24 protein-coding genes and 1 pseudogene are annotated in these 22,895 nt (G+C 59.2%); 8 read left to right on the plus strand and 17 right to left on the minus strand.

All coding sequences use genetic code 11. The features are described from left to right. Positions 1 to 2 precede the first annotated feature (2 nt). Both glyS and glyQ read right to left on the minus strand, forming a co-directional pair. Positions 3 to 2,057 (minus strand): glycine--tRNA ligase subunit beta, encoded by a 2,055-nt coding sequence (gene glyS / locus GKKCFE_RS26005; RefSeq protein ID WP_445577284.1) that lies wholly within the window; start codon positions 2,055 to 2,057, stop codon positions 3 to 5. Further along, positions 2,054 to 3,007 carry a glycine--tRNA ligase subunit alpha gene (gene glyQ / locus GKKCFE_RS26010; RefSeq protein WP_022641565.1) on the minus strand — a complete coding sequence of 318 codons (954 nt, stop codon included), beginning with the start codon at positions 3,005 to 3,007 and terminating at the stop codon, positions 2,054 to 2,056. Before glyQ ends, glyS begins: the two co-directional genes overlap by 4 nt. Positions 3,008 to 3,088: 81 nt before the next feature. Here glyQ and tag point away from each other — a divergent pair, with 81 nt between their 5' ends. The 4 genes from tag to GKKCFE_RS26030 all read left to right on the plus strand — a co-directional run bounded on the left by tag (position 3,089) and on the right by GKKCFE_RS26030 (position 6,289). Further along, the gene (gene tag / locus GKKCFE_RS26015) at positions 3,089 to 3,646 is read left to right on the plus strand and encodes a DNA-3-methyladenine glycosylase I (protein WP_076383159.1); all 558 of its coding nucleotides are present in this window, start codon (positions 3,089 to 3,091) and stop codon (positions 3,644 to 3,646) included. 42 nt (positions 3,647 to 3,688) lie between these two features. Further along, the gene (locus tag GKKCFE_RS26020; protein WP_188252212.1) at positions 3,689 to 4,576 is read left to right on the plus strand and encodes a lysophospholipid acyltransferase; all 888 of its coding nucleotides are present in this window, start codon (positions 3,689 to 3,691) and stop codon (positions 4,574 to 4,576) included. Between the two features lie 406 nt (positions 4,577 to 4,982). Further along, complete coding sequence (locus GKKCFE_RS26025) at positions 4,983 to 5,336, plus strand: VOC family protein (RefSeq protein WP_139048704.1); 354 nt, start codon at positions 4,983 to 4,985, stop codon at positions 5,334 to 5,336. A 164-nt stretch (positions 5,337 to 5,500) separates the two neighbouring features. After that, on the plus strand, positions 5,501 to 6,289 hold the full coding sequence (locus tag GKKCFE_RS26030) for an SDR family NAD(P)-dependent oxidoreductase (protein WP_076383157.1): 789 nt from the start codon (positions 5,501 to 5,503) through the stop codon (positions 6,287 to 6,289). A gap of 116 nt (positions 6,290 to 6,405) precedes the next feature. On the opposite strand, the gene GKKCFE_RS26035 is transcribed toward GKKCFE_RS26030, so the two are convergent. The 4 genes from GKKCFE_RS26035 to GKKCFE_RS26050 form a co-directional block, all read right to left on the minus strand. Then, positions 6,406 to 6,735, minus strand: a complete 330-nt coding sequence (locus tag GKKCFE_RS26035; protein WP_445577285.1) for a hypothetical protein — start codon at positions 6,733 to 6,735, stop codon at positions 6,406 to 6,408. 33 nt (positions 6,736 to 6,768) lie between these two features. Beyond that, positions 6,769 to 7,188 (minus strand): organic hydroperoxide resistance protein, encoded by a 420-nt coding sequence (locus GKKCFE_RS26040; protein ID WP_003196182.1) that lies wholly within the window; start codon positions 7,186 to 7,188, stop codon positions 6,769 to 6,771. Positions 7,189 to 7,610: 422 nt separating this feature from the next. Further along, complete coding sequence (locus GKKCFE_RS26045; RefSeq protein ID WP_047230115.1) at positions 7,611 to 8,735, minus strand: GGDEF domain-containing protein; 1,125 nt, start codon at positions 8,733 to 8,735, stop codon at positions 7,611 to 7,613. Between the two features lie 195 nt (positions 8,736 to 8,930). Continuing rightward, complete coding sequence (locus tag GKKCFE_RS26050; protein ID WP_047230116.1) at positions 8,931 to 9,494, minus strand: TetR/AcrR family transcriptional regulator; 564 nt, start codon at positions 9,492 to 9,494, stop codon at positions 8,931 to 8,933. Between the two features lie 151 nt (positions 9,495 to 9,645). On the opposite strand from GKKCFE_RS26050, the gene GKKCFE_RS26055 reads away from it, so the two are divergent. Then, positions 9,646 to 10,347 (plus strand): glutathione S-transferase, encoded by a 702-nt coding sequence (locus GKKCFE_RS26055; RefSeq protein WP_410479117.1) that lies wholly within the window; start codon positions 9,646 to 9,648, stop codon positions 10,345 to 10,347. Between the two features lie 145 nt (positions 10,348 to 10,492). On the opposite strand, the gene GKKCFE_RS26060 is transcribed toward GKKCFE_RS26055, so the two are convergent. Continuing rightward, positions 10,493 to 10,867, minus strand: a complete 375-nt coding sequence (locus GKKCFE_RS26060; RefSeq protein ID WP_080962942.1) for a lysozyme inhibitor LprI family protein — start codon at positions 10,865 to 10,867, stop codon at positions 10,493 to 10,495. A gap of 255 nt (positions 10,868 to 11,122) precedes the next feature. Here GKKCFE_RS26060 and GKKCFE_RS26065 point away from each other — a divergent pair. After that, positions 11,123 to 11,434 (plus strand): annotated as a pseudogene (locus tag GKKCFE_RS26065) (DUF6124 family protein); the annotation flags it as partial. A gap of 86 nt (positions 11,435 to 11,520) precedes the next feature. Here the strand turns inward: GKKCFE_RS26065 and GKKCFE_RS26070 are convergent. From GKKCFE_RS26070 to GKKCFE_RS26085, 4 genes are all read right to left on the minus strand, one after another. Next, on the minus strand, positions 11,521 to 12,360 hold the full coding sequence (locus GKKCFE_RS26070) for a DUF3800 domain-containing protein (RefSeq protein ID WP_445577286.1): 840 nt from the start codon (positions 12,358 to 12,360) through the stop codon (positions 11,521 to 11,523). A gap of 250 nt (positions 12,361 to 12,610) precedes the next feature. Further along, positions 12,611 to 13,384 (minus strand): MetQ/NlpA family ABC transporter substrate-binding protein, encoded by a 774-nt coding sequence (locus GKKCFE_RS26075; protein WP_188252215.1) that lies wholly within the window; start codon positions 13,382 to 13,384, stop codon positions 12,611 to 12,613. Positions 13,385 to 13,463: 79 nt separating this feature from the next. Beyond that, positions 13,464 to 14,138: a methionine ABC transporter permease gene (locus tag GKKCFE_RS26080; protein WP_047229776.1), complete on the minus strand. Its 675-nt coding sequence runs from the start codon at positions 14,136 to 14,138 to the stop codon at positions 13,464 to 13,466. Then, positions 14,138 to 15,145, minus strand: a complete 1,008-nt coding sequence (locus GKKCFE_RS26085) for a methionine ABC transporter ATP-binding protein (protein WP_047229777.1) — start codon at positions 15,143 to 15,145, stop codon at positions 14,138 to 14,140. The genes GKKCFE_RS26080 and GKKCFE_RS26085 overlap by 1 nt, the downstream gene beginning before the upstream one ends. Before the next feature lie 265 nt (positions 15,146 to 15,410). Here GKKCFE_RS26085 and katE point away from each other — a divergent pair, with 265 nt between their 5' ends. Beyond that, positions 15,411 to 17,549, plus strand: a complete 2,139-nt coding sequence (gene katE, locus GKKCFE_RS26090) for a catalase HPII (protein WP_047229778.1) — start codon at positions 15,411 to 15,413, stop codon at positions 17,547 to 17,549. 116 nt (positions 17,550 to 17,665) lie between these two features. Here katE and GKKCFE_RS26095 read toward each other — a convergent pair whose 3' ends face one another. Genes GKKCFE_RS26095 through zur form a run of 4 tightly spaced genes read right to left on the minus strand, consistent with a single transcriptional unit; the run spans position 17,666 to position 20,462 of the window. Continuing rightward, positions 17,666 to 18,379, minus strand: a complete 714-nt coding sequence (locus GKKCFE_RS26095) for a PA5502 family lipoprotein (RefSeq protein WP_047229779.1) — start codon at positions 18,377 to 18,379, stop codon at positions 17,666 to 17,668. Between the two features lie 37 nt (positions 18,380 to 18,416). After that, a complete protein-coding gene (gene znuB / locus GKKCFE_RS26100) occupies positions 18,417 to 19,205 on the minus strand; it encodes a zinc ABC transporter permease subunit ZnuB (protein ID WP_047229780.1) in 789 nt (262 codons plus the stop codon). Continuing rightward, complete coding sequence (gene znuC, locus GKKCFE_RS26105) at positions 19,198 to 19,980, minus strand: zinc ABC transporter ATP-binding protein ZnuC (protein WP_047229781.1); 783 nt, start codon at positions 19,978 to 19,980, stop codon at positions 19,198 to 19,200. Before znuC ends, znuB begins: the two co-directional genes overlap by 8 nt. Next, on the minus strand, positions 19,980 to 20,462 hold the full coding sequence (gene zur, locus GKKCFE_RS26110) for a zinc uptake transcriptional repressor Zur (protein ID WP_047229782.1): 483 nt from the start codon (positions 20,460 to 20,462) through the stop codon (positions 19,980 to 19,982). Before zur ends, znuC begins: the two co-directional genes overlap by 1 nt. 66 nt (positions 20,463 to 20,528) lie before the next feature. Between zur and znuA the strand changes: the two genes are divergently transcribed. Next, positions 20,529 to 21,458, plus strand: coding sequence for a zinc ABC transporter substrate-binding protein ZnuA (gene znuA, locus GKKCFE_RS26115; RefSeq protein WP_445577287.1), 930 nt, complete (start codon positions 20,529 to 20,531; stop codon positions 21,456 to 21,458). Between the two features lie 127 nt (positions 21,459 to 21,585). On the opposite strand, the gene GKKCFE_RS26120 is transcribed toward znuA, so the two are convergent. Then, positions 21,586 to 22,536, minus strand: a complete 951-nt coding sequence (locus GKKCFE_RS26120; protein WP_445577288.1) for a homoserine kinase — start codon at positions 22,534 to 22,536, stop codon at positions 21,586 to 21,588. 60 nt (positions 22,537 to 22,596) lie between these two features. Beyond that, positions 22,597 to 22,884, minus strand: a complete 288-nt coding sequence (locus GKKCFE_RS26125) for a DUF2782 domain-containing protein (protein ID WP_047229784.1) — start codon at positions 22,882 to 22,884, stop codon at positions 22,597 to 22,599. Positions 22,885 to 22,895: the final 11 nt, after the last annotated feature.

Raw genomic sequence — 22,895 nt, forward strand, 5'->3', positions numbered from 1 at the left:
CCTCAACCCAGCATGGAAATGTCGGCAATATTGAGGAACAGGCCCCGCAGGCGCGCCAGCAGTGCATAGCGATTCTTGCGAACATCTTCGTTGTCCGCATTCACCATCACGGCTTCAAAGAACGCATCGACAGGATCGCGCAGTGCTGCCAGGCGTGCCAGCGCTTCGGCATACTCGCGCTTTTCCATCAGCGGTTGCAGGGACGTAGACGCCTGCTGGATAGCCGAGTTTAGTGAGAACTCCACGGCGTTATCAAAGTACCGCGCCTCAGGTACGGCGAAAATTGTAGGCTCGGCCTTGCTCAGCAGATTCGACACCCGCTTGTTCACCGCCGCCAGCGCTGCCGCTTCCGGCAGTTGGCGGAAAGCCTGCACCGCTTGGACGCGCTGGTCGAAGTCCAGGGCCGAACCGGGCTTCAGGGCCCGCACCGACAGGTAGGTGGCGACATCGACGCCTTCGTCTTCATAACGCGCACGCAGGCGGTCGAAGATGAATTCCAGCACCGCATCGGCCAGACCGGCAGACTTGACCTTGCTGCCGAACGCATTGACGGCGAACGCCACGGCGTCGTTCAGGTCCAGGTCCAGTTGCTTGTCGATCAGGATCCGCAGCACACCCAGTGCCGCGCGACGCAGGGCGTACGGGTCTTTGCTGCCGGTAGGCAACATGCCGATGCCGAAAATACCGACGAGGGTGTCGAGCTTGTCGGCGATGGCCACGGCCGCACCGGTCAGGGTGGTCGGCAGTTCAGCGCCGGCACCGCGGGGCATGTACTGCTCGTTCAGCGCCAGGGCCACGTCTTGCGGCTCGCCGTCGTTGAGGGCGTAGTAGTAACCGGCAACGCCTTGCATCTCCGGGAACTCACCGACCATTTCGGTGGACAGGTCGCACTTGGACAGGATGCCGGCACGGGCCGCGCGCTGGGCGTCGCCGCCAATGCGTGGAGCGATGAAAGCAGCCAGTTTCGAAACGCGCTCGGCCTTGTCATAGACGCTGCCGAGTTTTTCCTGGAACACCACGTTCTGCAGGCGTTCGTTGAAGCTTTCCAGCGGTTGTTTCTTGTCCTGCTTGAAGAAGAACTCGGCGTCGGTCAGGCGCGGGCGAACGACTTTCTCGTTACCGGCGATGATCTGCTGCGGGTCCTTGCTTTCGATGTTGGCGACCGTGATGAAGCGCGGCAGTAACTTGCCTTCGGCGTCCAGCAGGCAGAAATACTTCTGGTTGTCCTGCATGGTGGTGATAAGCGCTTCCTGCGGCACTTCAAGGAAACGTTCCTCGAACGAGCACACCAGCGGCACTGGCCATTCCACCAGCGCGGTCACTTCGTCCAGCAGACTTGGCGGCACGATGGCGGTGCCTTCCTGCTGGGTGGCCAACTCTTCGGTGCGCTTGCTGATCAGTTCGCGACGCTCGTTGGCGTCAGCCAATACGTAGGCGGAACGCAGGTCGGCCAGGTAATTGGCCGGCGAGGTGATGCGCACGCTCTGCGGATGATGGAAGCGGTGACCGCGGGAATCGCGACCGGCCTTCTGGGCCAGGATCGTGCAGTCGATGACTTGGTCACCGAGCAGCATCACCAGCCATTGGGTCGGACGCACGAACTCTTCCTTGCGCGCGGCCCAGCGCATGCGCTTGGGAATCGGCAGGTCGTTCAGGGAATCTTCGACGATGGTCGGCAACAGGCTGGCGGTCGGCTTGCCCTTGATGCTCTGGCTATAGCGCAGCTTCGGACCGCTCTGGTCGATTTCGCTCAGGTCCACGCCACACTTCTTGGCGAAACCGAGGGCGGCTTGGGTTGGGTTGCCGTCGGCATCGAACGCGGCCTGGCGTGGCGGGCCGTCGAGGTTGATGCTGCGGTCCGGCTGCTGGGTCGCCAGGGCGGTGATCAGCACGGCCAAACGACGCGGCGCGGCGTAGACATGCTTGGCTTCGAAGTTCAGGCCAGCGGCTTGCAGGCCCTTCTCGATACCGGCCAGAAACGCATCGGCCAGGGTGTTCAGGGCTTTGGGTGGCAGTTCTTCGGTGCCCAGTTCAACCAGAAAATCTTGAGCACTCATTGTGCAGCCTCCAGCTTAGCCAACACTTCATCACGCAAATCCGGGGTCGCCATCGGGAAGCCCAGCTTGGCACGGGCCAGCAGGTAGGCTTGCGCAACGGAACGCGCCAGGGTGCGTACACGCAGGATGTATTGCTGGCGCGCAGTCACGGAAATCGCCCGGCGTGCGTCCAGCAGGTTGAAGGTGTGGGACGCCTTCAACACCATTTCATAGCTCGGCAACGGCAGCGGCTGGTCCAGTTCGATCAGGCGCTTGGCTTCGCTTTCATAGAAATCGAACAACTCGAACAGCTTGTCGACGTTGGCGTGTTCGAAGTTGTAGGTCGATTGCTCCACTTCGTTCTGGTGGAACACGTCGCCGTAGGTCACTTTGCCGAACGGGCCGTCGGCCCATACCAGGTCGTAGACCGAGTCCACGCCTTGCAGGTACATGGCCAGACGTTCCAGGCCATAGGTGATTTCGCCGGTCACCGGGTAGCACTCGATGCCACCCGCTTGCTGGAAATACGTGAACTGGGTCACTTCCATGCCGTTGAGCCAGACTTCCCAGCCCAGGCCCCAGGCGCCCAGGGTTGGCGATTCCCAGTTGTCTTCAACGAAACGAATGTCGTGCACCAGCGGGTCGAGGCCGACGTGCTTGAGCGAGCCCAAGTACAGCTCCTGGAAGTTTTCCGGGTTCGGTTTCAGGACCACCTGGAACTGGTAGTAGTGCTGCAGACGGTTCGGGTTTTCGCCGTAGCGGCCGTCAGTCGGGCGGCGGCTGGGCTGCACATAAGCGGCGTTCCAGGTTTCCGGGCCGATGGCACGCAGAAACGTGGCAGTGTGGAAAGTGCCGGCGCCTACTTCCATATCGTAGGGCTGAAGTACCACGCAACCTTGCTCGGCCCAGTATTGCTGGAGGGCGAGGATCAAGTCTTGGAAGGTACGCACGGCTGGCGTAGGCTGGCTCACGAAATTCACCTGTTTCTTGGGCTGCGATTTAAAGAGCGGGAGTATACCCGATTCGTTCGTGCGCACGCCCCCTGGAGCCTTATGCCACGCTGCTTTTGGTGTTCTGACGATCCTTTGTACATGGCTTATCACGATCAGGAGTGGGGCACGCCGCTGCGCGATGCGCAGGGTTTGTTCGAGTTGCTTTTGCTCGAAGGGTTCCAGGCCGGGCTGTCCTGGATCACCGTTTTGCGCAAACGCGAGCGCTACCGGCAAGTGCTGTTCGGCTTTGACGTGCAGCGCGTGGCGCAGATGAGCGATGCAGAAATCGATGAGCTGATGCTCGACCCCGGCATCATCCGCAACCGCCTCAAGCTCAATGCGGCCCGGCGCAATGCCCAAGCCTGGCTGGCCCTGGAGGATCCGGTGGCGTTCCTCTGGTCGTTCGTGGACGGCAAGCCGGTCATCAACCACTTCAAGGACCGCTCCGAAGTGCCGGCCATCACGCCCCAGGCCGTGCAGATGAGCAAGGGCCTGAAAAAAGCCGGCTTCACCTTTGTCGGGCCGACCATTTGTTACGCCTTGATGCAGGCCTCGGGAATGGTCATGGACCACACCCAGGACTGCGACCGCTACGCGGAGCTGGCAAACGGCGGTTAGAATAGCCGGCTCGCAACACGCCCATGAATTCAGGAGTGACCTGTGGATAAGTTGAAAGGCGCCTTGCTGGTCGGCGCTCTGCGGTTGTTTGCGCTGCTGCCTTGGCGCGCGGTGCAGGCGTCGGGTTCGGCCATTGGCTGGCTCATGTGGAAGCTGCCCAATCGTTCCCGCGACGTGGTGCGGATCAACCTCGCCAAGTGTTTCCCCGAGATGGACCCGGCCGAGCGCGAACGCCTGGTGGGCCAAAGCCTCAAGGACATCGGCAAATCCCTGACCGAAAGCGCCTGCGCCTGGATCTGGCCGGCCCAGCGTTCCATCGACCTGGTGCGGGAAGTCGAAGGCCTGGACGTATTAAAAGAAGCGCTCGCTTCCGGCAAAGGCGTGGTGGGCATCACCAGCCACCTGGGCAACTGGGAAGTGCTCAACCACTTCTATTGCAGCCAGTGCAAACCGATCATTTTCTACCGTCCGCCCAAGCTTAAAGCGGTGGATGAATTGCTGCGCAAACAGCGCGTGCAACTGGGCAACAAAGTCGCGGCGTCGACTAAGGAAGGTATCCTCAGCGTCATCAAAGAGGTCCGAAAGGGCGGTCAAGTGGGCATTCCCGCCGACCCGGAACCGGCCGAGTCTGCCGGCATCTTCGTACCCTTCTTCGCCACCCAGGCCCTGACCAGCAAGTTCGTACCGAACATGCTCGCCGGCGGCAAGGCCGTCGGCGTATTCCTCCACGCCCTGCGCCTGCCGGACGGCTCCGGCTACAAAGTCATCCTCGAAGCCGCCCCGGACGCCATGTACAGCACCGACACCGAAACCGCCTGCGCGGCCATGAGCCAGGTTGTGGAGCGTTATGTACGCGCCTACCCGAGCCAGTACATGTGGAGCATGAAACGCTTCAAAAAACGCCCGCCAGGCGAGGCGCGGTGGTACTGAAGGCCTGTTGCTGCATATGAGTGACACAGGGATTTGTGGTGAATGCAGGATATGCGAACACCCAAGAACCCATGTGGGAGCTGAGCTTGCTCGCGATGGCGGCGGCCCATTCAACATCAGTGCAAGCTGACCCACCGCTATCGCGAGCAAGCTCAGCTCCCACGGGGATTTGTGATGGATGCGATATCTGTGAACAACCCGGAAAAACTGTGGGAGCGAGCCTGACAGACAACACATATCCAACCGAACGGCTCACCCTGTGGCGAGGGAGCTAGCTCCCGCTGGGTTGCGCAGCAGCCCCAACCAAGCTGACACATTCTTTCAGGCACAGAGGTCGATTTTTCCAAGCACAGTGCGGGCTGAATGTCCTAAGCTCGCCTATCCCCAATCAGCCAAGGACGCGTCAATGGGCATTCGAGGTAATGACCGCCAGATCGATAACATCGAGCTCAATGTCAGCGACATCGCCCGAAGCAAAGCCTTCTATGCGAGCGCATTCGGCTGGAGTTTCGTCGACTACGGCCCGACCTACACCGAATTCAGCGACGGTCGTCTGACCGGTGGCTTCACGACCGGTGAACCTGTGCGCCCGGGCGGTCCGTTGATCATCCTGTACGCGGATGACCTCGAAGGCACCCAACTCAGACTCCAAGCCGCAGGGGCGATCATCAGCCGTGAAGTGTTCTCTTTCCCCGGTGGCCGACGTTTCCACTTTATCGATCCGGATGGCTATGAGCTGGCGGTGTGGTCGGCTTCCTGATGGCTGATTGATCACGAGGAGGCGCAAAGCCTCAATCGTGTCCATGATTAAGAACCTGCGATATCGGTGACGTTTGAATGGCAAAGCCATCTCTAAATCCGTCGGACTACCCTCCATTCAGAAATATCGCACTTCCTCTGGTTCATTAATCAAGGAGTCCCCTCATGAAAATCGACTTCACCGGACGCCACGTCTTAGTCACCGGCTCCTCCAGCGGCATTGGTTTCGCCACAGCCAAAGGCTTCCTCGAGTCCGGCGCCCACGTGGTCATCAATGGTCGCAGCGAGAGCAGCGTGGAGGACGCGTTGCAGCGGTTGGGCGACCTTGCTTCAAATGCCGCTGGCTTTGTGGGTGACCTTAGTCATGAGGCTGGCTGCCAGGCACTGATCGCCAAGCACCCAAGCTTCGATATCGTCATCAACAACCTGGGCATTTTCAAACAGGAAGACTTTTTCGAAACGCCGGACAGCGAATGGCAGCGCTTTTTCGAAACCAACGTGATGTCGGGCGTGCGTGTTTCCAGGGCCTACGCGCCGGGCATGGTCGAGCGCGGTTGGGGGCGGATTGTGTTTGTCTCGTCGGAATCGGGTCTGAACATCCCCGCCGACATGATCCACTACGGCTTTACCAAAACCGCCCAACTGTCCATTGCTCGCGGCCTGGCCAAGCGCCTCGCCGGCACCGGCGTTACGGTGAATTCGGTACTGCCTGGGCCGACGCTTTCCGAAGGAGTTGCCCAGATGCTCCAGGCAGACGTTGAGCGTAGCGGGGAAAGCCTGGAAAAGGTCGCGGCGGATTTCGTCAACCAGCACCGCAGCACCTCGATCATCCAGCGTGCGGCGCGCGTCGAGGAAGTCGCCAACATGATCATCTATGCCAGCTCGGAACAGGCCTCGGCCACCACCGGTGCGGCGTTGCGTGTGGATGGTGGTGTGGTGGATAGCATCGTTTAGGGCTCTATGACACGTTGCAAAAAAACGCCGCTTCCTCATGAGAGATAAGCGGCGTTTTTTCTTTTGGAAGCAACATGGGTTGATTTGACCCGTTTTCGGAGCGTTGAAGGGTTTGTTCAGCCTACCCGGTTTTCGATCAAGCGATCCGAGCCACCTTCGGCTACACGTTTATCAATCAGCCGGTCCGAGCCACCTTCGGCGACACGTTTTTCGATCAGCCGATCCGAACCGCCTTCGGCGACACGTTTATCGATCAGCCGGTCCGAGCCGCCTTCGGCGACACGTTTATCGATCAGCCGGTCCGAGCCGCCTTCGGCGACACGTTTATCGATCAGTCGATCCGAGCCGCCCTCAGCGACCGTAGGTTGAACAAATGAAGTTGCGAATGCATTGCCGAGCGCCAGTGCGAGAAGCGAGCCAACGAGCGTTTTGCTGAAAGTGTTCATGTCCTGATCCTTTTTATTCGTAGAGGAAGTGAGTTAGACGGTGACGTGCAAACGGACGTCGACGTTGCCGCGTGTCGCGTTGGAGTAAGGGCAGACCTGGTGAGCCGCGTCGACCAGCGCTTGAGCATCGGCTTGATCCAGACCCGGCAGATTGATGTGCAGGTCAATGTCCAGACCGAAACCGCCAGGGATCTGGCCGATGCCGACGTGTGCCGTGATTGAGGCGTCAGCAGGGATGCTGCGTTTGCTTTGGCTGGCGACAAACTTCAATGCGCCGATGAAGCAGGCCGAGTAACCGGCGGCGAACAACTGCTCAGGGTTGGTGGCTTCACCACCGGCGCCGCCCAGGGCTTTTGGTGTGGCCAGTTTCACGTCGAGAATCTTGTCGCTGGAAACAGCACGGCCATCACGGCCACCGGTGGAGGTTGCGACTGCGGTATAGAGAACGTTCATGGTGTTTCCTCGCTTACTGATTGGTTTGATCGATTTGGTTTGCGCTAAATGTTTGTGCGCTAACCAGTTGAGATAAAATTAACGGACAAATAGTTTGCGCGCAAGATAAATTTTTGAAAATTTGCCGAATTTGAATTAACCAGTTGATCCGAAAGGAAATTTATTTTTAAGCGCCGCCGTGTCGACAGAGCGTGTGGGCCGCGAAGTGATTCAAGGGGAAGGAGGTGCTAGGGGGTATCAGCAGGGCCAGCGCAATTGCAGACCTTCGGAGAAAGGGCGTTCAAAGTAGAATGATGGGCTTCTCGATCATTCCCACGCTCCTGCGTGGGAATGCCGCCAGGGACGCTCCGCGTTCCGCTTTTGGAAGGTGATGCAGAGCGTGGACACGATCAAATTCCAACTGATGATGTAAGCCAATCCGACTAAGCAACAGCCACTCGATTACGCCCCAAGGCCTTTGCTCGATACAGAGCTTTGTCCGCATCGTTCATCAGGCTGTGAAGGTCCTTATTACAAGCCTCCGTCGACGCGACGCCGAGGCTGGCTGATATGCAGTGAACAGGCTCGATCATCAAACCCGCAATCGTATCGATGAGCTGTTCTGCAATTTGGGTAGCGACTTCGATGGAAGTGTCCGGAAGCAGGATGGCGAACTCTTCCCCGCCTAGCCGACCATGAATATCCGTTCCCCGAAACGACGAACTGATGACCGCCCCCATCTGGCGCAGAACCTGATCCCCCACCTGATGGCCGTAGGTGTCGTTGATGTGCTTGAAGTGATCCATGTCCAGCATGACGGCGCACAACCCTACTCGCTTGGCCTTGCATTCGTCGTAGAGCTGTTGGGCATGCTCGAAAAAAGCCCGACGGCTCTTCAGGCCGGTCAATTCATCGGTTTGGGCTGCGCGAGTTGAAATGCTGTTGGCCTGTTCCATTTCGCGGGTGAGTCGAAAAGCGGTTTCCAGTGCCTGGGACATTTTGTGTGTAGCGCGGGCGGCAAATGCTGCGAACACCAAAATCGAGAGTGCGATGCCCACTTGAATCGGCGACGGTTGAAACAGCAGCCAGGCGGTGCACGGCAACAGCACCAGGCCAATGGAGACGAGAGTCATATCACGGTAGGCGGAGTAGCAGGACACCGCGCTGACGGACATGCCGACAGTAAAAAGCATGACCAATGCCTGGGACAACAGATCGTCCGCCGGCATGACCGCTAATGCGCCTCCTCCCCAGATGCTGGCGGACAATACCAGTGTGATCCAGTATTTGCGCTCCCAGCGTTGGGGGGTGCGCTCGCTTTCGTCGCTGCGAACATAGGCAACGAACAACGAAATGCGCAACAGCGTCGAGCCAGTCAAGATGGCCAACCACCAAAAGATGACGCTGTGTTCAAAGCGATCCCAGCACAGCCAACACAGCATGATGGCAGCGAGGTAGCTCCCGAACACCGCAGAAACCGATTGGCGAAACAGTTGCTGCAGTCGGTCAGTTCGCACCTGCTCGGCTATGAAGAAAGCCTGGTCATTCCGAGATCCTGGGCAGTCCATGTGATCCACCTGATCGTGACGCAACTGAAAGAGAGCGATTGTGGCACCCTGCCAGTAAGGCGAACAACTGAATTACACCCACAGTCCCGATATCCCGATTAAACCGAACCCCGTGGCGAGGGAGCTTGTTCCCGCTGGGCTGCGAAGCAGCGCCAACCATTCCTACAGACAAATCGCATCGTCTGCTTTACCGGATCAGGCAGGCATCAATCCCGCCTCCTGATAGCTCGATATCAAATCATCGAACAGGCTCACATCCGCCCGAGTTCGCGCGATTAACTGAGCACCAGCCACAGCGGTGTAAATAGCGAGGGCTCGGCGTTCACATTCTTGCGTGCCGCCAGTTCCGGCATCTGCCAATACCTGGGCAAGCCACGTTACGTTACCGTCCACAAAGGTCCTGATCTCTCGCGACACCTCATCGGGAAGGTCTTCGTATTCGGCTGCCATGAAGCTGGACAGACAAAGCTTGTTGCCGTCCTGAAGCGACGTTCGAAAAATGGCGGCGTACAGCTGCACGCACTCCTTAGGATCGGTATTGCCGGCCCGGATCCCTTCAAGCACCCGCCGCGTGTCCTGCCAGTAGCGTTCAGCAACCGCCGCGGCCAGGCCGGCCTTGCTCGGGAAGTGGTAATAAATGCTGGCGTTCTTGATGCCCACCTCTTCGGCAATGTTACGGAAATTTATCCCATTGTAACCGTGCAGTTGTGCAGCGGATTTCGCTGCCGCCAAGATGGCTTCTCGAGCATTTTCGTTCACGTTTTGGCCTCGTTTCGAAATTCGATTCACTCATGTCGTCGCGATTCTACGCCCGGATTTGCTTACCTGCCAATTGTCAGGTAGGGGGTTGACAGCGCCCGATCTCCAGCTCAATCTTTTACCTACCAATTGACAGGCAGGTAACCGAATCATGACTTCTTCACAACAGAGCGCTGATGTTTACACCGTTCCTACGATGAAAATTTACGATTGGTTCAACGGCCCTTACCCCGCCCGAGTGCGCATAGCGCTGGCGGAGAAGGGATTGCTCTCGAAAATCGAATTCGTGTCGGTGAATCTCTGGAGCGGCGAACATAAGCAACCCGAGTTCCTGGCCCTCAATTACTCCGGGACACTGCCCGTGCTGGAGCTGAGCGATGGGACGCTGATTGCCGAGTGCACGGCGATTACCCAATACCTGGATAGCCTGGTCGGCGAACCGACGCTGACGGGCGAAACACCTGTTGAAAAAGGCCTCATCCACATGATGACCAAGCGCGCCGAGATCGAGTTTCTCGATGCGGTCAGCATGTACTTCCACCATGCAACGCCGGGCCTGGGCCCAAAGGTCGAGCTGTACCAGAATGCAGAATGGGGCGGCCGAATGGGCGACAAGGCGATCAGAGGCATGCGCTATTTCGACAACCTGCTCAAAGACCGGCCTTTTGTAGCGGGTGACAAGTTCTCGATGGCCGATATTGCGGTGCTGGGCGGCATGATCTTCGCCTCGCTGGTGCAGCTCACCGTTCCTGAAGAATGTGTCGCATTGCGCGCATGGCATGCCAGGATGCAGGAACGTCCCAGCGTGCAGACATGGCGTGCCATGGTCGAGCGTGGCGTTGAGCCGCGATAGTGGTAAACCCGCCAGAGAAAAACCCGACGCTTTAGGTCGGGTTTTTCCTGGGTATTCCGACCCGCAAGTGAGTCACGGGTGCAAAAGGGATGGAGCGTAATCTTGAAAGAGCACGAGCAAGCCCGACGTGCTCATTGTTTACGGGTTACTCGACTTGCGACAGCTTAGCGTCGTCGCAACCGGCAGCACGGCACTCGCGCTCGACAGCCTTGAGTATGACGATACGCGCCTCTGTCTTCTCATTGGCACAGTCCAGGTAGAGCAGGCCATCGTTGGAACAGGCGTTGTCACGGATTTTGATCCACTGGATTTGAGCGGCTTTCACTTTTTTCTTTTGCTCCGGGTTCAGAGCACTCATCGTCTTCTTGTATTGCTCGTTGATTTCCTGATCCGACTGAACCATTTTCAGCGACGCGCAATATGTCCTGTCATAGGCGTTTCTAGGGTTATCGCAACTCATCGCAGATGCCGATGCTGATGCCATTGCCAGCAATGTCCCAACCAACAAAGACTTGATCACTCACTTCACTCCCTGAATGCCCTCTATTCATTAGAGGTCGCGGCGGGGAACTTATCATGAGGGTTGTAGAACAATGAAGCAGATCCTAGGGTTCATTCGGTCTGAACAATGGGCAAATGCTGATAGGGGTTGGGGAGCAAGTGATTTCTGAAAAAGGCTGCGTAGCTCCCGCTAACCTGCGTACAGCTGCCACCCCTTGTTTAGTAGCTAGAGGGTTACGGCTTCACTTACAGGACTTAGTACCATACCGCCTCGCGCAGCAAATCCAAGGGCAAAAAACACGACGAAGCCGCCAAACGCACCTTGGATTACTACCTGCTACCCAAACCGGAAAAGTCCGAAGATGCGTCCCAACCGGGCCAACTCTTCACCGTCGCAAAAAGCGCCGACAACGAATCCCTCCTCGCCAACCTCAGCGAAACCCTGGCGGCAGCCGACGCGACGGTCAGCAACCTGGCCTTTGACCTGGAAGGACCGCGCCGTCATATCCTTCTCGGCATCCAGCAATTGATCGAATTGAGTTCATTGCTGACGAATCGGGTGTTGGATAACGTCGATCCGCGATAGCAGGTAAATATCCTCCCGAAAAGCAAACCCGACATCTTGTGTCGGGTTTGCTTTACTAACGCTCTATGGGCCTTACATGAGGGACATTAGTCGCCTGCGAGGGCACCAGCTGCATCGGGCATAGTCTCTCCGGCCTGCTCGGCGGGTACCTCAGCGGTCTTCTGATGTTCCAGGCCGCTGCTTGGCATTGTGACTTTGGCGATACGATCAGAAAAATATTTGTCGAATGGTTCCAGCTCCGGATATTCATCAGGGGCAACCAACAAGGCCGTCAGGCGCCCGATAAGGCCGCAGATCCAGTCGGCGCACTGGATGGTTTGGAACAGATGGCTTTCGGCCTGAATTGGCGGCTCAATGAGTGCCCTGCATTTTTGCGAGGCATCCTCGAACATGGCCAGCGTGCAGACCTCCACGTTGGTTTCCCGCCATTCGTTACCGCAGCGTTGTTCATCGAGCATCAACATGAAGGTTGAGCCGCTCTGTACGCAGAATCGGTCTATTTTGCGCACGGCCTGCAGAAGCTGCCGTTTGAACGTCTCGGTGGAGTCATGGGCACCAGGATCAGTGGTCTTGTGCTCTCCTGTGTAGAACACGTGACCGCCGATTTTCTCAATGTGGCTCAGGAGACGGAACGTGGAGCGCCGGAGTTGCTCATATTTGGTGACGTTGCGGAGGGCGTATAGCTGAGAGCCCTTCTTTTCCCACTGATAGGCGGGCAGATTCTTGGGGTTATCGTTGGCAAGGTCGAACGCAAGGAGGTGGCATTTTAGCTTGTAGAAATAGATTGCGAACTCGCGGATTTCGGTAGCTGGAAGGATCAGACCAGCAAACCCGAAAGCGGGATGCGTTTTGTACCTTGGATGGTGGCGTGAGACGTACTGGCCGACGTGCCCGAACTCATCCAGGTACGCGACGTAATGCGTCATAGTGACCGGACTCCTTGTCATAGAAACACGAAAGCCCGCAGAGATTTCTCTCAAGCGGGCCTCGGAAGGTAGGCACGAGAGTTAAACCCTCATGCGTTGGGGACAATTATTATTGCGGAACAAACACTATGTCAATCAAGTTTGATGAATGCCCATGATCTTGAGGGCCTTTCCGTAACGCCGTATTTCCGAGCAAAAAAGCGGGCCTGCATTCCCGCGCAGCCCCGTTTTTTTTTACCACCCGATCAGCTCAAAACGCCGGCAAAACCGCCCCTTTGTACTTCTCAAGAATAAAAGCCTTCACTTCCGGCGTATGCAGCGCTGCCGCCAGCTTCTTCATCGCCTCACTGTTCTTGTCGTCCTCACGGGCAACCAGAATATTCACATACGGCGAGTCGTTACCTTCAATCACCAACGCATCCTTGGACGGATCAAGCTTGGCCTCCAACGCATAGTTGGTATTGATCAACGCCAGATCTACCTGAGTCAGCACCCGTGGAATGGTCGCGGCTTCCAGCTCACGGAACTTCAGGTCTTTCGGGTTCTCGGTGATGTCCTTGGTCGTCGACAGGATGTTGTTGGAATCCTTCAGCGTGATCACCCCGTGCTTCGCCAGCAGCAACAGCGCACGGCCGCCGTTGGTGGCGTCGTTAGGGATGACCACGTTGGCACCGCCTGGCACTTCTGCCAGTGTCTTGAACTTGCTGGAGTACGCGCCCAAAGGTTCCAGGTGCACGCCGGTCACGCTCACCAGGTGGGTGCCCTTGGCTTTGTTGAACTCATCCAGGTACGGCTGGTGCTGGAAGAAGTTGGCGTCCAGGCGCTTTTCCGCGACCTGTACGTTCGGCTGGATGTAGTCGGTGAAGACTTTGACCTTGAGGTCGACGCCTTCTTTGGCTAGGGCCGGTTTGACGAATTCGAGGATTTCCGCGTGCGGCACCGGCGTCGCCGCGACGGTCAGGGTCTCGGCGGCGTGGGCGGAAAATGCTGCGGCGGCAGCGAAGGCAACCAGTAGTTTTTTCATTCAGCTAACTCCTTGTGGGGCGCCCGCTCTTGGCGCCTGCCAGCGAATGGCCGGCTCATGGTTTATTGGCCGCGAGGCCTTACTTTCTAGAGAAATGCACAACCAGTTTGTCGCCCACGGTTTGCAAGACCTGGACCAGCACCAGCAGCAACACCACCGTGACCACCATCACATCGGTCTGGAAGCGCTGGTAACCGAAACGGATCGCCAGGTCACCCAAACCACCGGCACCGACCACACCGGCCATGGCCGTGTAGGACACCAGCGTAATCGCTGTCACCGTAATCGCGGCAAAAATGCCTGGACGGGCTTCCGGCAGCAAGGCGTTGACGATGATCTGCCGCGTGGTCGCGCCCATGGCCTGGGTCGCTTCGATGATGCCGCGATCGACTTCGCGCAAGGCGGTTTCCACCAGGCGGGCGAAGAACGGTGTTGCGCCGACCACCAGTGGCGGAATCGCGCCGGCCACGCCCAGGGAGGTGCCGGTGATCAATACCGTGAACGGGATCATCACGATCAACAGGATGATGAACGGCAGCGAGCGCAAGATGTTGACGATCAGCGACAGCAGCGCATAAACGCCGCGGGCTTCGAGCAACTGGCGCGGGCTGCAGAGGAATAACAACACGCCCAGCGGCAGGCCGAGTAGCACGGTGAAAAGCAGCGAGCCAAAGAGCATCAGCAGGGTGTCGCCGGTCGCCAGCCAGATTTCCAGCCAATCGATGTTGGCGAAGAATGAATTCAACAGTTCCATCAGCGCAGCACCTCCATGTGGACGTCAGCCGCGGTGAAGCGGGCGAATGCCGCCTCCATGTCACCGCCGGTGACGGCGAGGGTCAGTTGCCCGTAGGGGGTGTCTTTGATGCGGTCGATACGACCGGCCAGAATGCTGTAGTCCACGCCGGTTTCCCGGGCGACGGTGCCGAGCAATGGCGCGTAGGTCGCTTCGCCTTGGAACGTCAGACGCACGATGCGCCCTGGTACGTGGGCAAAGTCGTCGCGCTGTTCGCTTTCGTCGATCTGCTCGTCTTCCTGGACGAAACGCTTGGTGGTCGGGTGCTTGGGATGCAAGAAGACCTCGGCCACGGGTCCTTGCTCGACGATCACGCCGGCGTCCATCACCGCCACTTCATCGCAGACGCGGCGGATCACGTCCATTTCATGGGTGATCAGCACGATGGTCAGCTTCAGCTCGCGGTTGATTTCCGCCAGCAGTTGCAACACCGATGCGGTGGTTTGTGGGTCCAGTGCGCTGGTGGCTTCGTCGCATAGCAGGATCTTGGGCTTGGTCGCCAGGGCGCGGGCGATGCCGACGCGCTGCTTCTGGCCACCGGACAACTGCGCCGGGTATTTTTTGGCGTGGTCGGACAAGCCCACCCGCGCTAGCAATTCGGCGACGCGCTGGTCGATTTCGCTGCGGGACAATTCACCCGCCAGCGTCAGTGGCAGCGCCACGTTGTCGGCCACGGTCTTGGACGCCAGCAAATTGAAGTGCTGGAAAATCATCCCGACCTGCTGACGGAAACGCCGCAAGCCGCCGGCGTCCAGGGCAGTGACTTCCTCGCCGTCGACGATGATCTTGCCGCCGCTGGAGTCTTCCAGGCGATTGATCAGGCGCAACAGGGTACTTTTTCCCGCACCGGAATGGCCAATCAGGCCGAAGACCTGACCGTTCTCAATCGTCAGACTGGTCGGGTGCAGGGCGGGGATATCCCTACCGGCGACCCGGTAGGTTTTATGGACGTTTTGAAACTCGATCACGTAGCGAACCTTGTGGGGCGCGTTGGAAAAGGATCAGCGGTTAGCCGGGCGCGCATTTTAGCCTGTCCGTATAGAGGTTCTTAGCATTTATTTGCGATTGAACCAGCCATTTGGCAATAAGGCGATCAAAGGACATAAAAAAGGAACGCGGCGAACCGGTATCGGTCACTCACTAAGCAACTCGAAAATGCCCGGGTACCGTGCCTGCGGCATCGAACTCAAGAGTCCTGGCCACGGCGGGGATCGCAACGAGGAGTTATGTCTGATGAGTACCAACAAGCCCACCGGCACCGAAAGCCAACTGGCCGGGACCGACACGCTGGATCGCGGCAACACCAACGCCAAGCTTGAAAGCCTGGAACAGTTTCGCTCCGACGCCACCGAGCAGGCGCTGCGCACCAATCAGGGCGTGAAGATTGCCGACAACCAGAACACCCTCCGAGTCGGGGCGCGCGGGCCTTCATTGCTGGAAGACTTCATCATGCGTGAGAAGATCACGCACTTTGACCATGAGCGCATTCCGGAGCGCATTGTCCACGCTCGCGGCACCGGTGCCCATGGCTACTTTCAGAGTTATGAAGCGCATTCGGCGCTGACCAAGGCTGGTTTCCTACAGGATCCGAGCAAAAAAACGCCGGTATTTGTGCGTTTTTCCACGGTGCAAGGTCCACGAGGATCCGGCGACACCGTGCGAGATGTGCGGGGCTTTGCGGTGAAGTTCTTTACCGACGAAGGCAACTTCGACTTGGTGGGCAACAACATGCCGGTGTTTTTCATCCAGGATGCGGTGAAGTTTCCAGACTTCGTCCATGCGGTGAAACCCGAACCCCACAATGAAATTCCCACGGGCGGTTCGGCCCACGACACCTTCTGGGATTTTGTCTCGCTGGTGCCGGAGTCGGCCCATATGGTGATTTGGGCCATGTCTGACAGGGCCATTCCCAAAAGCCTGCGATCCATGCAGGGTTTCGGCGTACACACCTTCCGCATGATCAACGCCGAGGGCCGGAGCAGCTTCGTCAAATTCCACTGGCGCCCCACAGTCGGCACCTGTTCGCTGGTGTGGGACGAAGCGCAGAAGCTCGCCGGTAAAGATACCGACTACCACCGTCGCGATCTTTGGGAATCGATCGAGATGGGGGACTACCCGGAATGGGAATTTGGCGTACAAATTGTCCCCGAGGAAGACGAGCATAAGTTCGACTTCGACCTCCTCGACCCCACCAAGCTCATTCCCGAAGAGCTCGTTCCTATCACGCCCCTGGGCAAGATGGTATTGAACCGCAACCCGGATAACTTCTTTGCCGAGGTCGAGCAAGTCGCGTTCTGCCCTGGGCATATCGTGCCGGGCATCGATTTCACCAATGATCCGCTGCTGCAAGGCCGGCTGTTTTCCTACACCGATACGCAAATCAGCCGACTCGGTGGGCCGAATTTTCATGAGCTGCCGATCAACCGGGCGATTACTCCGGTGCATAACGGCCAGCGTGACGCCATGCACCGCACCACCATCGACAAGGGCCGCGCTTCCTACGAGCCGAACTCCATCGATGGCGGCTGGCCGAAGGAAACCCCGCCCGGCCCGCAGGACGGCGGCTTCGAAAGTTATCCAGAGCGCATTGATGCCCACAAGATTCGTCAACGCAGCGAGTCGTTTGGCGATCACTTTTCCCAAGCGCGGCTGTTCTACAACAGCATGAGCCCCCACGAGCAGGAACACATCATCGCCGCCTACAGTTTCGAACTGGGCAAGGTGGAGCGGGAGTTCATTCGGGCACGACAGGTCAATGAAATCCTCGCCAACATTGATCTGAAGTTGGCCGAGCGGGTGGCAATAAACCTCGGGCTGCCAGCACCGACCGCCTGCACCGTGGACGTACCGAAACCTTCGTTGGAACAATCCCCCGCCTTGAGTCAGGCGAACCTGCTGTCCGGGGACATCAAGACCCGTAAGGTGGCTGTGCTGGTGGCCAACGGTGTCGATGGAGCGATTATCGATGCGCTCAAGCAAGCCCTGGAAGCCAAGGGGGCTCACGCCAAAGTGCTGGGGCCAACCTCCGCACCGGTCACCACAGCCGCTGGGCAAAAGCTGCCGGTGGATGCGTCCATGGAAGGTATGCCGTCCATTGCCTTTGATGCGGTGTTCGTCCCAGGTGGCGCGGAATCGATCAAAGCCTTGAGTGCGGACGGTGTGGCGTTGCATTACGTACTGGAAGCCTACAAGCACCTGAAAGCCATCGCGCTCAACGGCGAGGCCCGGCAATTGCTGGTGCTGTTGAAGCTGGAGGCGGATGCGGGGCTGATTCCTGACGCGGATGCCAGCCAGTTCCCGGCATTCTTCGACGCTATTGCCCAACATCGGGTGTGGGCGCGGGAGCCTAAGGCCAAGGCGATTCCGGCTTGATGGGCGGCTGAAAGAGCTTTTGTTGGTAGGACGCTATCGCGAGCAGGCTCGCTCCCACATGAGGCTTTGTGATCGACACAAAACCACTGTGGGAGCGAGCTTGCTCGCGATGTTTTTTAAGGATTGCGCGGTGTCAGCACCATTTGCGCCGGCACGTTGCGCAGAATCTGCTTCTGCAGTTTCAAATCAAACCCCGGGTCCAGTTTCTTGACCCGCTTGGTCAGCAAAGTCGCCAACCACGGATAATCGTCGGTGCGCGGCGCCTGGATGCTGACGTCACATTGAAAATTCACCACGTCGGCGGCAATGGCATCCAGTTGTCGACGCATTTTCTGGATATCGCCGATATTCAGCGCAACTGTCGTGCTTTCAGCACTCGGGTCGATCACTTTGGCGACCGGTTTGGCTTCGGCGGCCTTGAGGGCGGCTTCGGCTTTTTCCAGCTCGACCTTGCGGGCCTCGGCAATGGCGCTGTTGACCTCACCGGAGAGCGCCGGCGCCTTGGGCATCAAGGCTCGGGCTCGGCTCAGGGCGGTGGCGGCGGCGTTTACATCGCCTTTTTGCAGGTCAATTTGGCTGCGGCGCAGATACGCCTCGGCCAGTTGCCGTTGGTAGGGTTCCAGCGCCGGGTCTTCCGGCGACTGGGCCTGCAAGGCGGCCAGTTGGTCTTCAGCAGTGGCCAGCTCATTGCCGGCCAGGCTCTGTTCAAACTGCGCAAGGGCCGGGCCCCGGGTGTCGGGGGCTTCGGCGACTGGCGGCGAACTCTGGCAGGCGCCCAGCAGCAGAGAAAATGCGACAAGGAGCAGATAACGGGAGGCGAACGGCTTCATTCCTGCGACTCTCTATTTGCGCAAAAAGCGAGCAAGTCTACACCCCTCGGCGGGGCAGGACAAAACTCAGCAGAAATAGCGCGGCGGCGCTGACCACAATCGACGGCCCGGCCGGGGTGTCCTTGAACCACGATAGCGCCAGCCCGCCGCATACTGCGAGCATGCCCAGCAGGCTGGCGCCCAGGGCCATCTGCTCCGGGGAGCGGGCGTGCCGCTGTGCTGCGGCTGCCGGGATAATCAGCAAAGAAGTAATCAGCAATACACCGACGATTTTCATCGCCACGGCAATGACCACCGCAATCAACAGCATCAACGCCAGCCGCAAACCCACCACGGGCAAGCCTTCGACCCGCGCCAGTTCCTCATGCACCGTAACCGCCAGCAACGGGCGCCAGAGCGCTACCAGCAGCAGCAGGACGGCCGCGCTGCCACCCAGGATCCACGAAAGATCCATGGGGCTGATGGCAAGCAGATCGCCAAACAGGTAGGCCATCAGATCAATCCGCACGTCATGCATGAAGCTTAGTACCACCAGCCCGAGAGACAGGGTGCTGGGCGCCAGAATGCCCAGCAGCGTGTCGGACGCCAGCGGTTGACGCTGTTGCAGCGTCACCAGCAGCACCGCCAGCAACAGGCAGCCGACGGTCACCGCCACTGCGGGGCTGACGTCCAGCAAAAAGCCCAGGGCCACGCCCAGCAAGGCCGCGTGGGACAAGGTATCGCCGAAATAGGCCATGCGCCGCCAGACCACGAACGAGCCCAGGGGGCCGGCCACCATCGCGAGGGCCAAGCCTGCGAGCAGGGCGTACAACAGAAAATCAGCCATGCTTGCAGCCATCTCCATGAACATGGGTAGTAACAGACGAGTCGCTGACCACCGAACCATGCAGGTCATGGGCGTGGTCGTGATGGTGGTGATAAATCGCCAGGCTTTGTGCGTTCTTTCCGAACAGTTCGACGAATGCCGGATCGCCGCTGACCTGCTCGGGATGCCCGGAACAGCAGACGTGGCGATTGAGGCAGACCACCTGGTCAGTGGTGCTCATGACCAGGTGAAGGTCATGGGAAACCATCAGCACGCCGCAGCGGTGACGGTCGCGCAGGCGGGTGATCAGGCTGTACAGCTCGGCCTGACCGGCCACGTCGACCCCTTGCACGGGCTCGTCGAGCACCAGCAACTCGGGTTCGCGCAGCAGGGCGCGAGCCAGCAACACGCGCTGCATCTCACCGCCGGAAACACTTTGTACCGGACTGTCGATCACCTGTTCGGCACCGACTTCGTTGAGCGCCGCCAGGGCCCGTGCGCGATCCACGCCAGGCACCAGGCGCAAGAAGCGCAGGACCGACAGGGGCAGCGTCGGGTCCACATGAAGCTTTTGCGGCATGTAACCGACCCGCAGCTTCGGCTTGCGCCAGACGCTGCCGCTGTCGGGTTTGAGCAACCCCAGCACGGCACGCACCAGGGTCGTCTTGCCGGCGCCGTTGGGGCCGATCAGGGTGACGATCTGCCCCGGCTCGACGCTCAGGTGGATGTTATCCAGCACGCTCTGGCCGGCGAACGTCACGCCTACGTGCTCGAGACGGATCAACGCATTGCTCATCAGGCCCCCTGGCAACCGGAGCAGAGCCCGACCACTTCGACGGTCTGGGTATCAACCACGAAACCCACTTCTTTGGCGCTGGCAACGATGGCATCGCTGATGGACTTCTGCTCCAGCTCGATGGCTGCGTGGCATTCGCGACAGATCAGGAACTGGCCCTGGTGCGCATGTTCCGGATGATTGCAGCCAACGAAGGCATTCAACGACGAGATGCGATGCACCAGGCCGTTTTCCAGCAGGAAATCCAGCGCCCGATAAACCGTGGGCGGCGCGGCGCGGCGGCCGTCCTGCTCACTGAGCACCGCGAGTATGTCGTAGGCGCCCAGCGGCTTGTGGCTTTGCCAGACCAGCTCCAGCACGCGTCGACGCAAAGCGGTCAGGCGCAACCCTTGGCGCGCGCAGATGGCGTCGGCCTCGGACAGCGCGGTGTGCACGCAGTGAGAATGGTCATGGGGACGACTGGCAAGGGGCGTAATAGGCATGGGCAGCGACGATTTTAGTGAGAGACGTTATTATGTTACCCGTTCTCGCCTCTTCGAGTGGTCATCGTGTCCCGAAATTTTTCGATCTTTGTCGCTTTTGTCGCCAGTTTTCTGCTGATCGGCCCGGCCCAGGCCGAAGTCAAAGTGCTTACCAGCATCAAGCCATTGCAACTGATTGCCGCCGCGGTGCAGGACGGCGTGGCGGTTCCTGAGGTCCTGCTGCCGCCCGGCGCTTCACCTCACCATTACGCCCTGCGGCCTTCCGACGTACGGAAGGTGCAGTCGGTGGATTTGCTCTACTGGATTGGCCCCGACATGGAAAGTTTCCTGCCGCGCGTGCTGAACGGTCGTACGTTGCCGTCCGTCGCGGTGCAGGACGTGCCGGGGCTCAAGTTGCGTCACTTCGCCCAGGACAGTCATTCCCACGCCGAAGATGAGCATGACGCCGATGAGCATGATCACGACCATCGCCCCGGCACCATCGATGCCCATCTGTGGCTCTCGCCAACCAATGCCCGGGTGATTGCCGCCAAGATGGCTGCCGACCTGAGCGCGGCCGATCCGGCCAATGCCAGCCGCTTTCAAAGCAACCTCAAGAGTTTCAACCAGCGTCTCGATGCGCTGGATGCGCGTTTGAAGACCCGTCTGGCCGGCGTCGCGGGCAAGCCGTATTTCGTGTTCCACGAAGCGTTCGACTATTTCGAAGACCACTACGGCCTCAAGCACGCCGGAGTTTTTGCCGTGGCCACCGAAGTCCAGCCCGGCGCCCAACACGTGGCGGCGATGCGCAATCGCTTGCAGGCCGTGGGCAAGACGTGCGTCTTCAGCGAACCGCCCCTGCGCCCGCGCCTGGCCGAAACCCTGGTGGCCGGGTTACCGGTGAAATTGGCGGAGCTGGATGCGCTGGGCGGCTATACCCCTGCGACGGCGCAAGGGTATGAGCAGTTGCTGGAGAAGTTGGGGAATGACTTGGCTGGGTGCCTGGAGTCGCTATAACTGCCGAGCGCAAACCCTGTGGCGAGGGAGCTTGCTCCCGCTCGGTTGCGCAGCGACCGCAAAATCTTAGGGCTGCTGCGCACCCCAGCGGGAGCAAGCTCCCTCGCCACAGAGGCATTCAGTTGCGTCAGAGGGCGAACGGCAACATCGCACTGACCGTCTGCCGCTGCGCCAACCGCTGCTGAAACTCCATCGGATCGTGGATCAGTACATCCTGCCCGGCAAAAGACTCGGCGGCGATCAACCGTGACAGCCAGAAGCGCACGCATGCCACGCGCAGCATCGTCGGCCATGACTCGGCCTCGGCGGCCGTGAATGGGCGCAGCGCCGCATAAGCCCCCAACAAGGCCCGCGTCCGTGGGCCATCGAGCACACCGTTGTCATCCGAACACCAGTCGTTCAGGGCGATGGCAACGTCATACAGCATTGGCCCGGAGCAGGCGTTGTAGAAGTCGATCAGCCCGGTCAGGTGTGTGCCCTCGAACATCGCATTGTCGCGGAACAGGTCCGCGTGGATGTTGGCTCGGGGCAGCGCCAGAATTTTTACCTTCTGTTGGGCGATTTCATCCAGCGCAGCCTCTAGCAACCGACGGGGTTCGGCATCCAGGTGCGACAACAGCTTCGCGCCCTCCTCCTGCATCCAGTCCAGGCCGCGATCAGTCTTGCGCTTGATCATGTTGTCCTTGGTCGCCAGGTGCAGATGGGCCAGTAACTCCCCTACCTGGGCGCAATGCTGTGCGTTGGCCTGCTTGATGTGCTTGCCGGCCAGGCGCGGTTGCAGCAGCGCCGGCTTGCCGGCCAGCTCTCGCAGCGCAACGCCGTCGGTGGTACGCAAGGCGTAAGGCACCGGCAGGTCGGCGTCATGCAGCACATCCAACAGCTCGATGAAGAACGGCATTTCCTGCACCGGGCCGCGTTCCACCAGGGTCAGGACAAATTCACCCTGCTCCAGGCTGATAAAAAAATTGGTGTTTTCGCTGCCGGCGGCGATCCCCTGGAAATCAAGCAGGCGGCCAAGCCCATACGGGGCGAGAAAGGTTTCCAGCTCGGGCCGAGCCAGGGGAGTGAACACAGACATGGTTAAAAACTGCCAGTACGGGCGCCCATCAGTGAGCGCCGGTTGAAGTCGAGAGCGGTATTACCACTCAAAGATTTTCCACGATGGAATCAGCATATCCGGCTGATCCGAGCGGATGAAATTCCCGTCGCTGCCATCGGCACGGACCAGGAAATAAGGCTTGCCGTTTTTGGGCGTGACCTTGATCGCGTACAAAAAGCCGTTTTGCCGGTACTCCTGAATGGTTCTATCGCCTTCGGTGCGGATGGTGACATCCGGGTCCGCCGAGGGGGCGTCGTCCGCCGCCATGACGGCCAGCGGGGTGATTGCAAACAAGCCAGCCAGTAACAGGCGATTTAGTGTACGCATGATAACCTTGT

This window comes from Pseudomonas sp. E141 (assembly GCF_052659885.1).

Excerpts from the sequence above, each read along its gene's own strand:
- katE (WP_047229778.1), top strand. The coding sequence starts at position 15,411 with ATGAGTACCAACAAGCCCACCGGCACCGAAAGCCAACTGGCCGGGACC.
- GKKCFE_RS26035 (WP_445577285.1), bottom strand. The coding sequence starts at position 6,735 with ATGAACACTTTCAGCAAAACGCTCGTTGGCTCGCTTCTCGCACTGGCG.
- GKKCFE_RS26030 (WP_076383157.1), top strand. The coding sequence starts at position 5,501 with ATGAAAATCGACTTCACCGGACGCCACGTCTTAGTCACCGGCTCCTCC.
- glyS (WP_445577284.1), bottom strand. The coding sequence starts at position 2,057 with ATGAGTGCTCAAGATTTTCTGGTTGAACTGGGCACCGAAGAACTGCCA.
- GKKCFE_RS26095 (WP_047229779.1), bottom strand. The coding sequence starts at position 18,379 with ATGAAGCCGTTCGCCTCCCGTTATCTGCTCCTTGTCGCATTTTCTCTG.
- znuC (WP_047229781.1), bottom strand. The coding sequence starts at position 19,980 with ATGAGCAATGCGTTGATCCGTCTCGAGCACGTAGGCGTGACGTTCGCC.
- GKKCFE_RS26040 (WP_003196182.1), bottom strand. The coding sequence starts at position 7,188 with ATGAACGTTCTCTATACCGCAGTCGCAACCTCCACCGGTGGCCGTGAT.
- GKKCFE_RS26075 (WP_188252215.1), bottom strand. The coding sequence starts at position 13,384 with ATGAAAAAACTACTGGTTGCCTTCGCTGCCGCCGCAGCATTTTCCGCC.
- GKKCFE_RS26120 (WP_445577288.1), bottom strand. The coding sequence starts at position 22,536 with ATGTCTGTGTTCACTCCCCTGGCTCGGCCCGAGCTGGAAACCTTTCTC.
- zur (WP_047229782.1), bottom strand. The coding sequence starts at position 20,462 with ATGCCTATTACGCCCCTTGCCAGTCGTCCCCATGACCATTCTCACTGC.
- GKKCFE_RS26025 (WP_139048704.1), top strand. The coding sequence starts at position 4,983 with ATGGGCATTCGAGGTAATGACCGCCAGATCGATAACATCGAGCTCAAT.
- GKKCFE_RS26080 (WP_047229776.1), bottom strand. The coding sequence starts at position 14,138 with ATGGAACTGTTGAATTCATTCTTCGCCAACATCGATTGGCTGGAAATC.
- GKKCFE_RS26070 (WP_445577286.1), bottom strand. The coding sequence starts at position 12,360 with ATGACGCATTACGTCGCGTACCTGGATGAGTTCGGGCACGTCGGCCAG.
- GKKCFE_RS26125 (WP_047229784.1), bottom strand. The coding sequence starts at position 22,884 with ATGCGTACACTAAATCGCCTGTTACTGGCTGGCTTGTTTGCAATCACC.
- tag (WP_076383159.1), top strand. The coding sequence starts at position 3,089 with ATGCCACGCTGCTTTTGGTGTTCTGACGATCCTTTGTACATGGCTTAT.
- GKKCFE_RS26055 (WP_410479117.1), top strand. The coding sequence starts at position 9,646 with ATGACTTCTTCACAACAGAGCGCTGATGTTTACACCGTTCCTACGATG.
- znuB (WP_047229780.1), bottom strand. The coding sequence starts at position 19,205 with ATGGCTGATTTTCTGTTGTACGCCCTGCTCGCAGGCTTGGCCCTCGCG.
- GKKCFE_RS26045 (WP_047230115.1), bottom strand. The coding sequence starts at position 8,735 with ATGGACTGCCCAGGATCTCGGAATGACCAGGCTTTCTTCATAGCCGAG.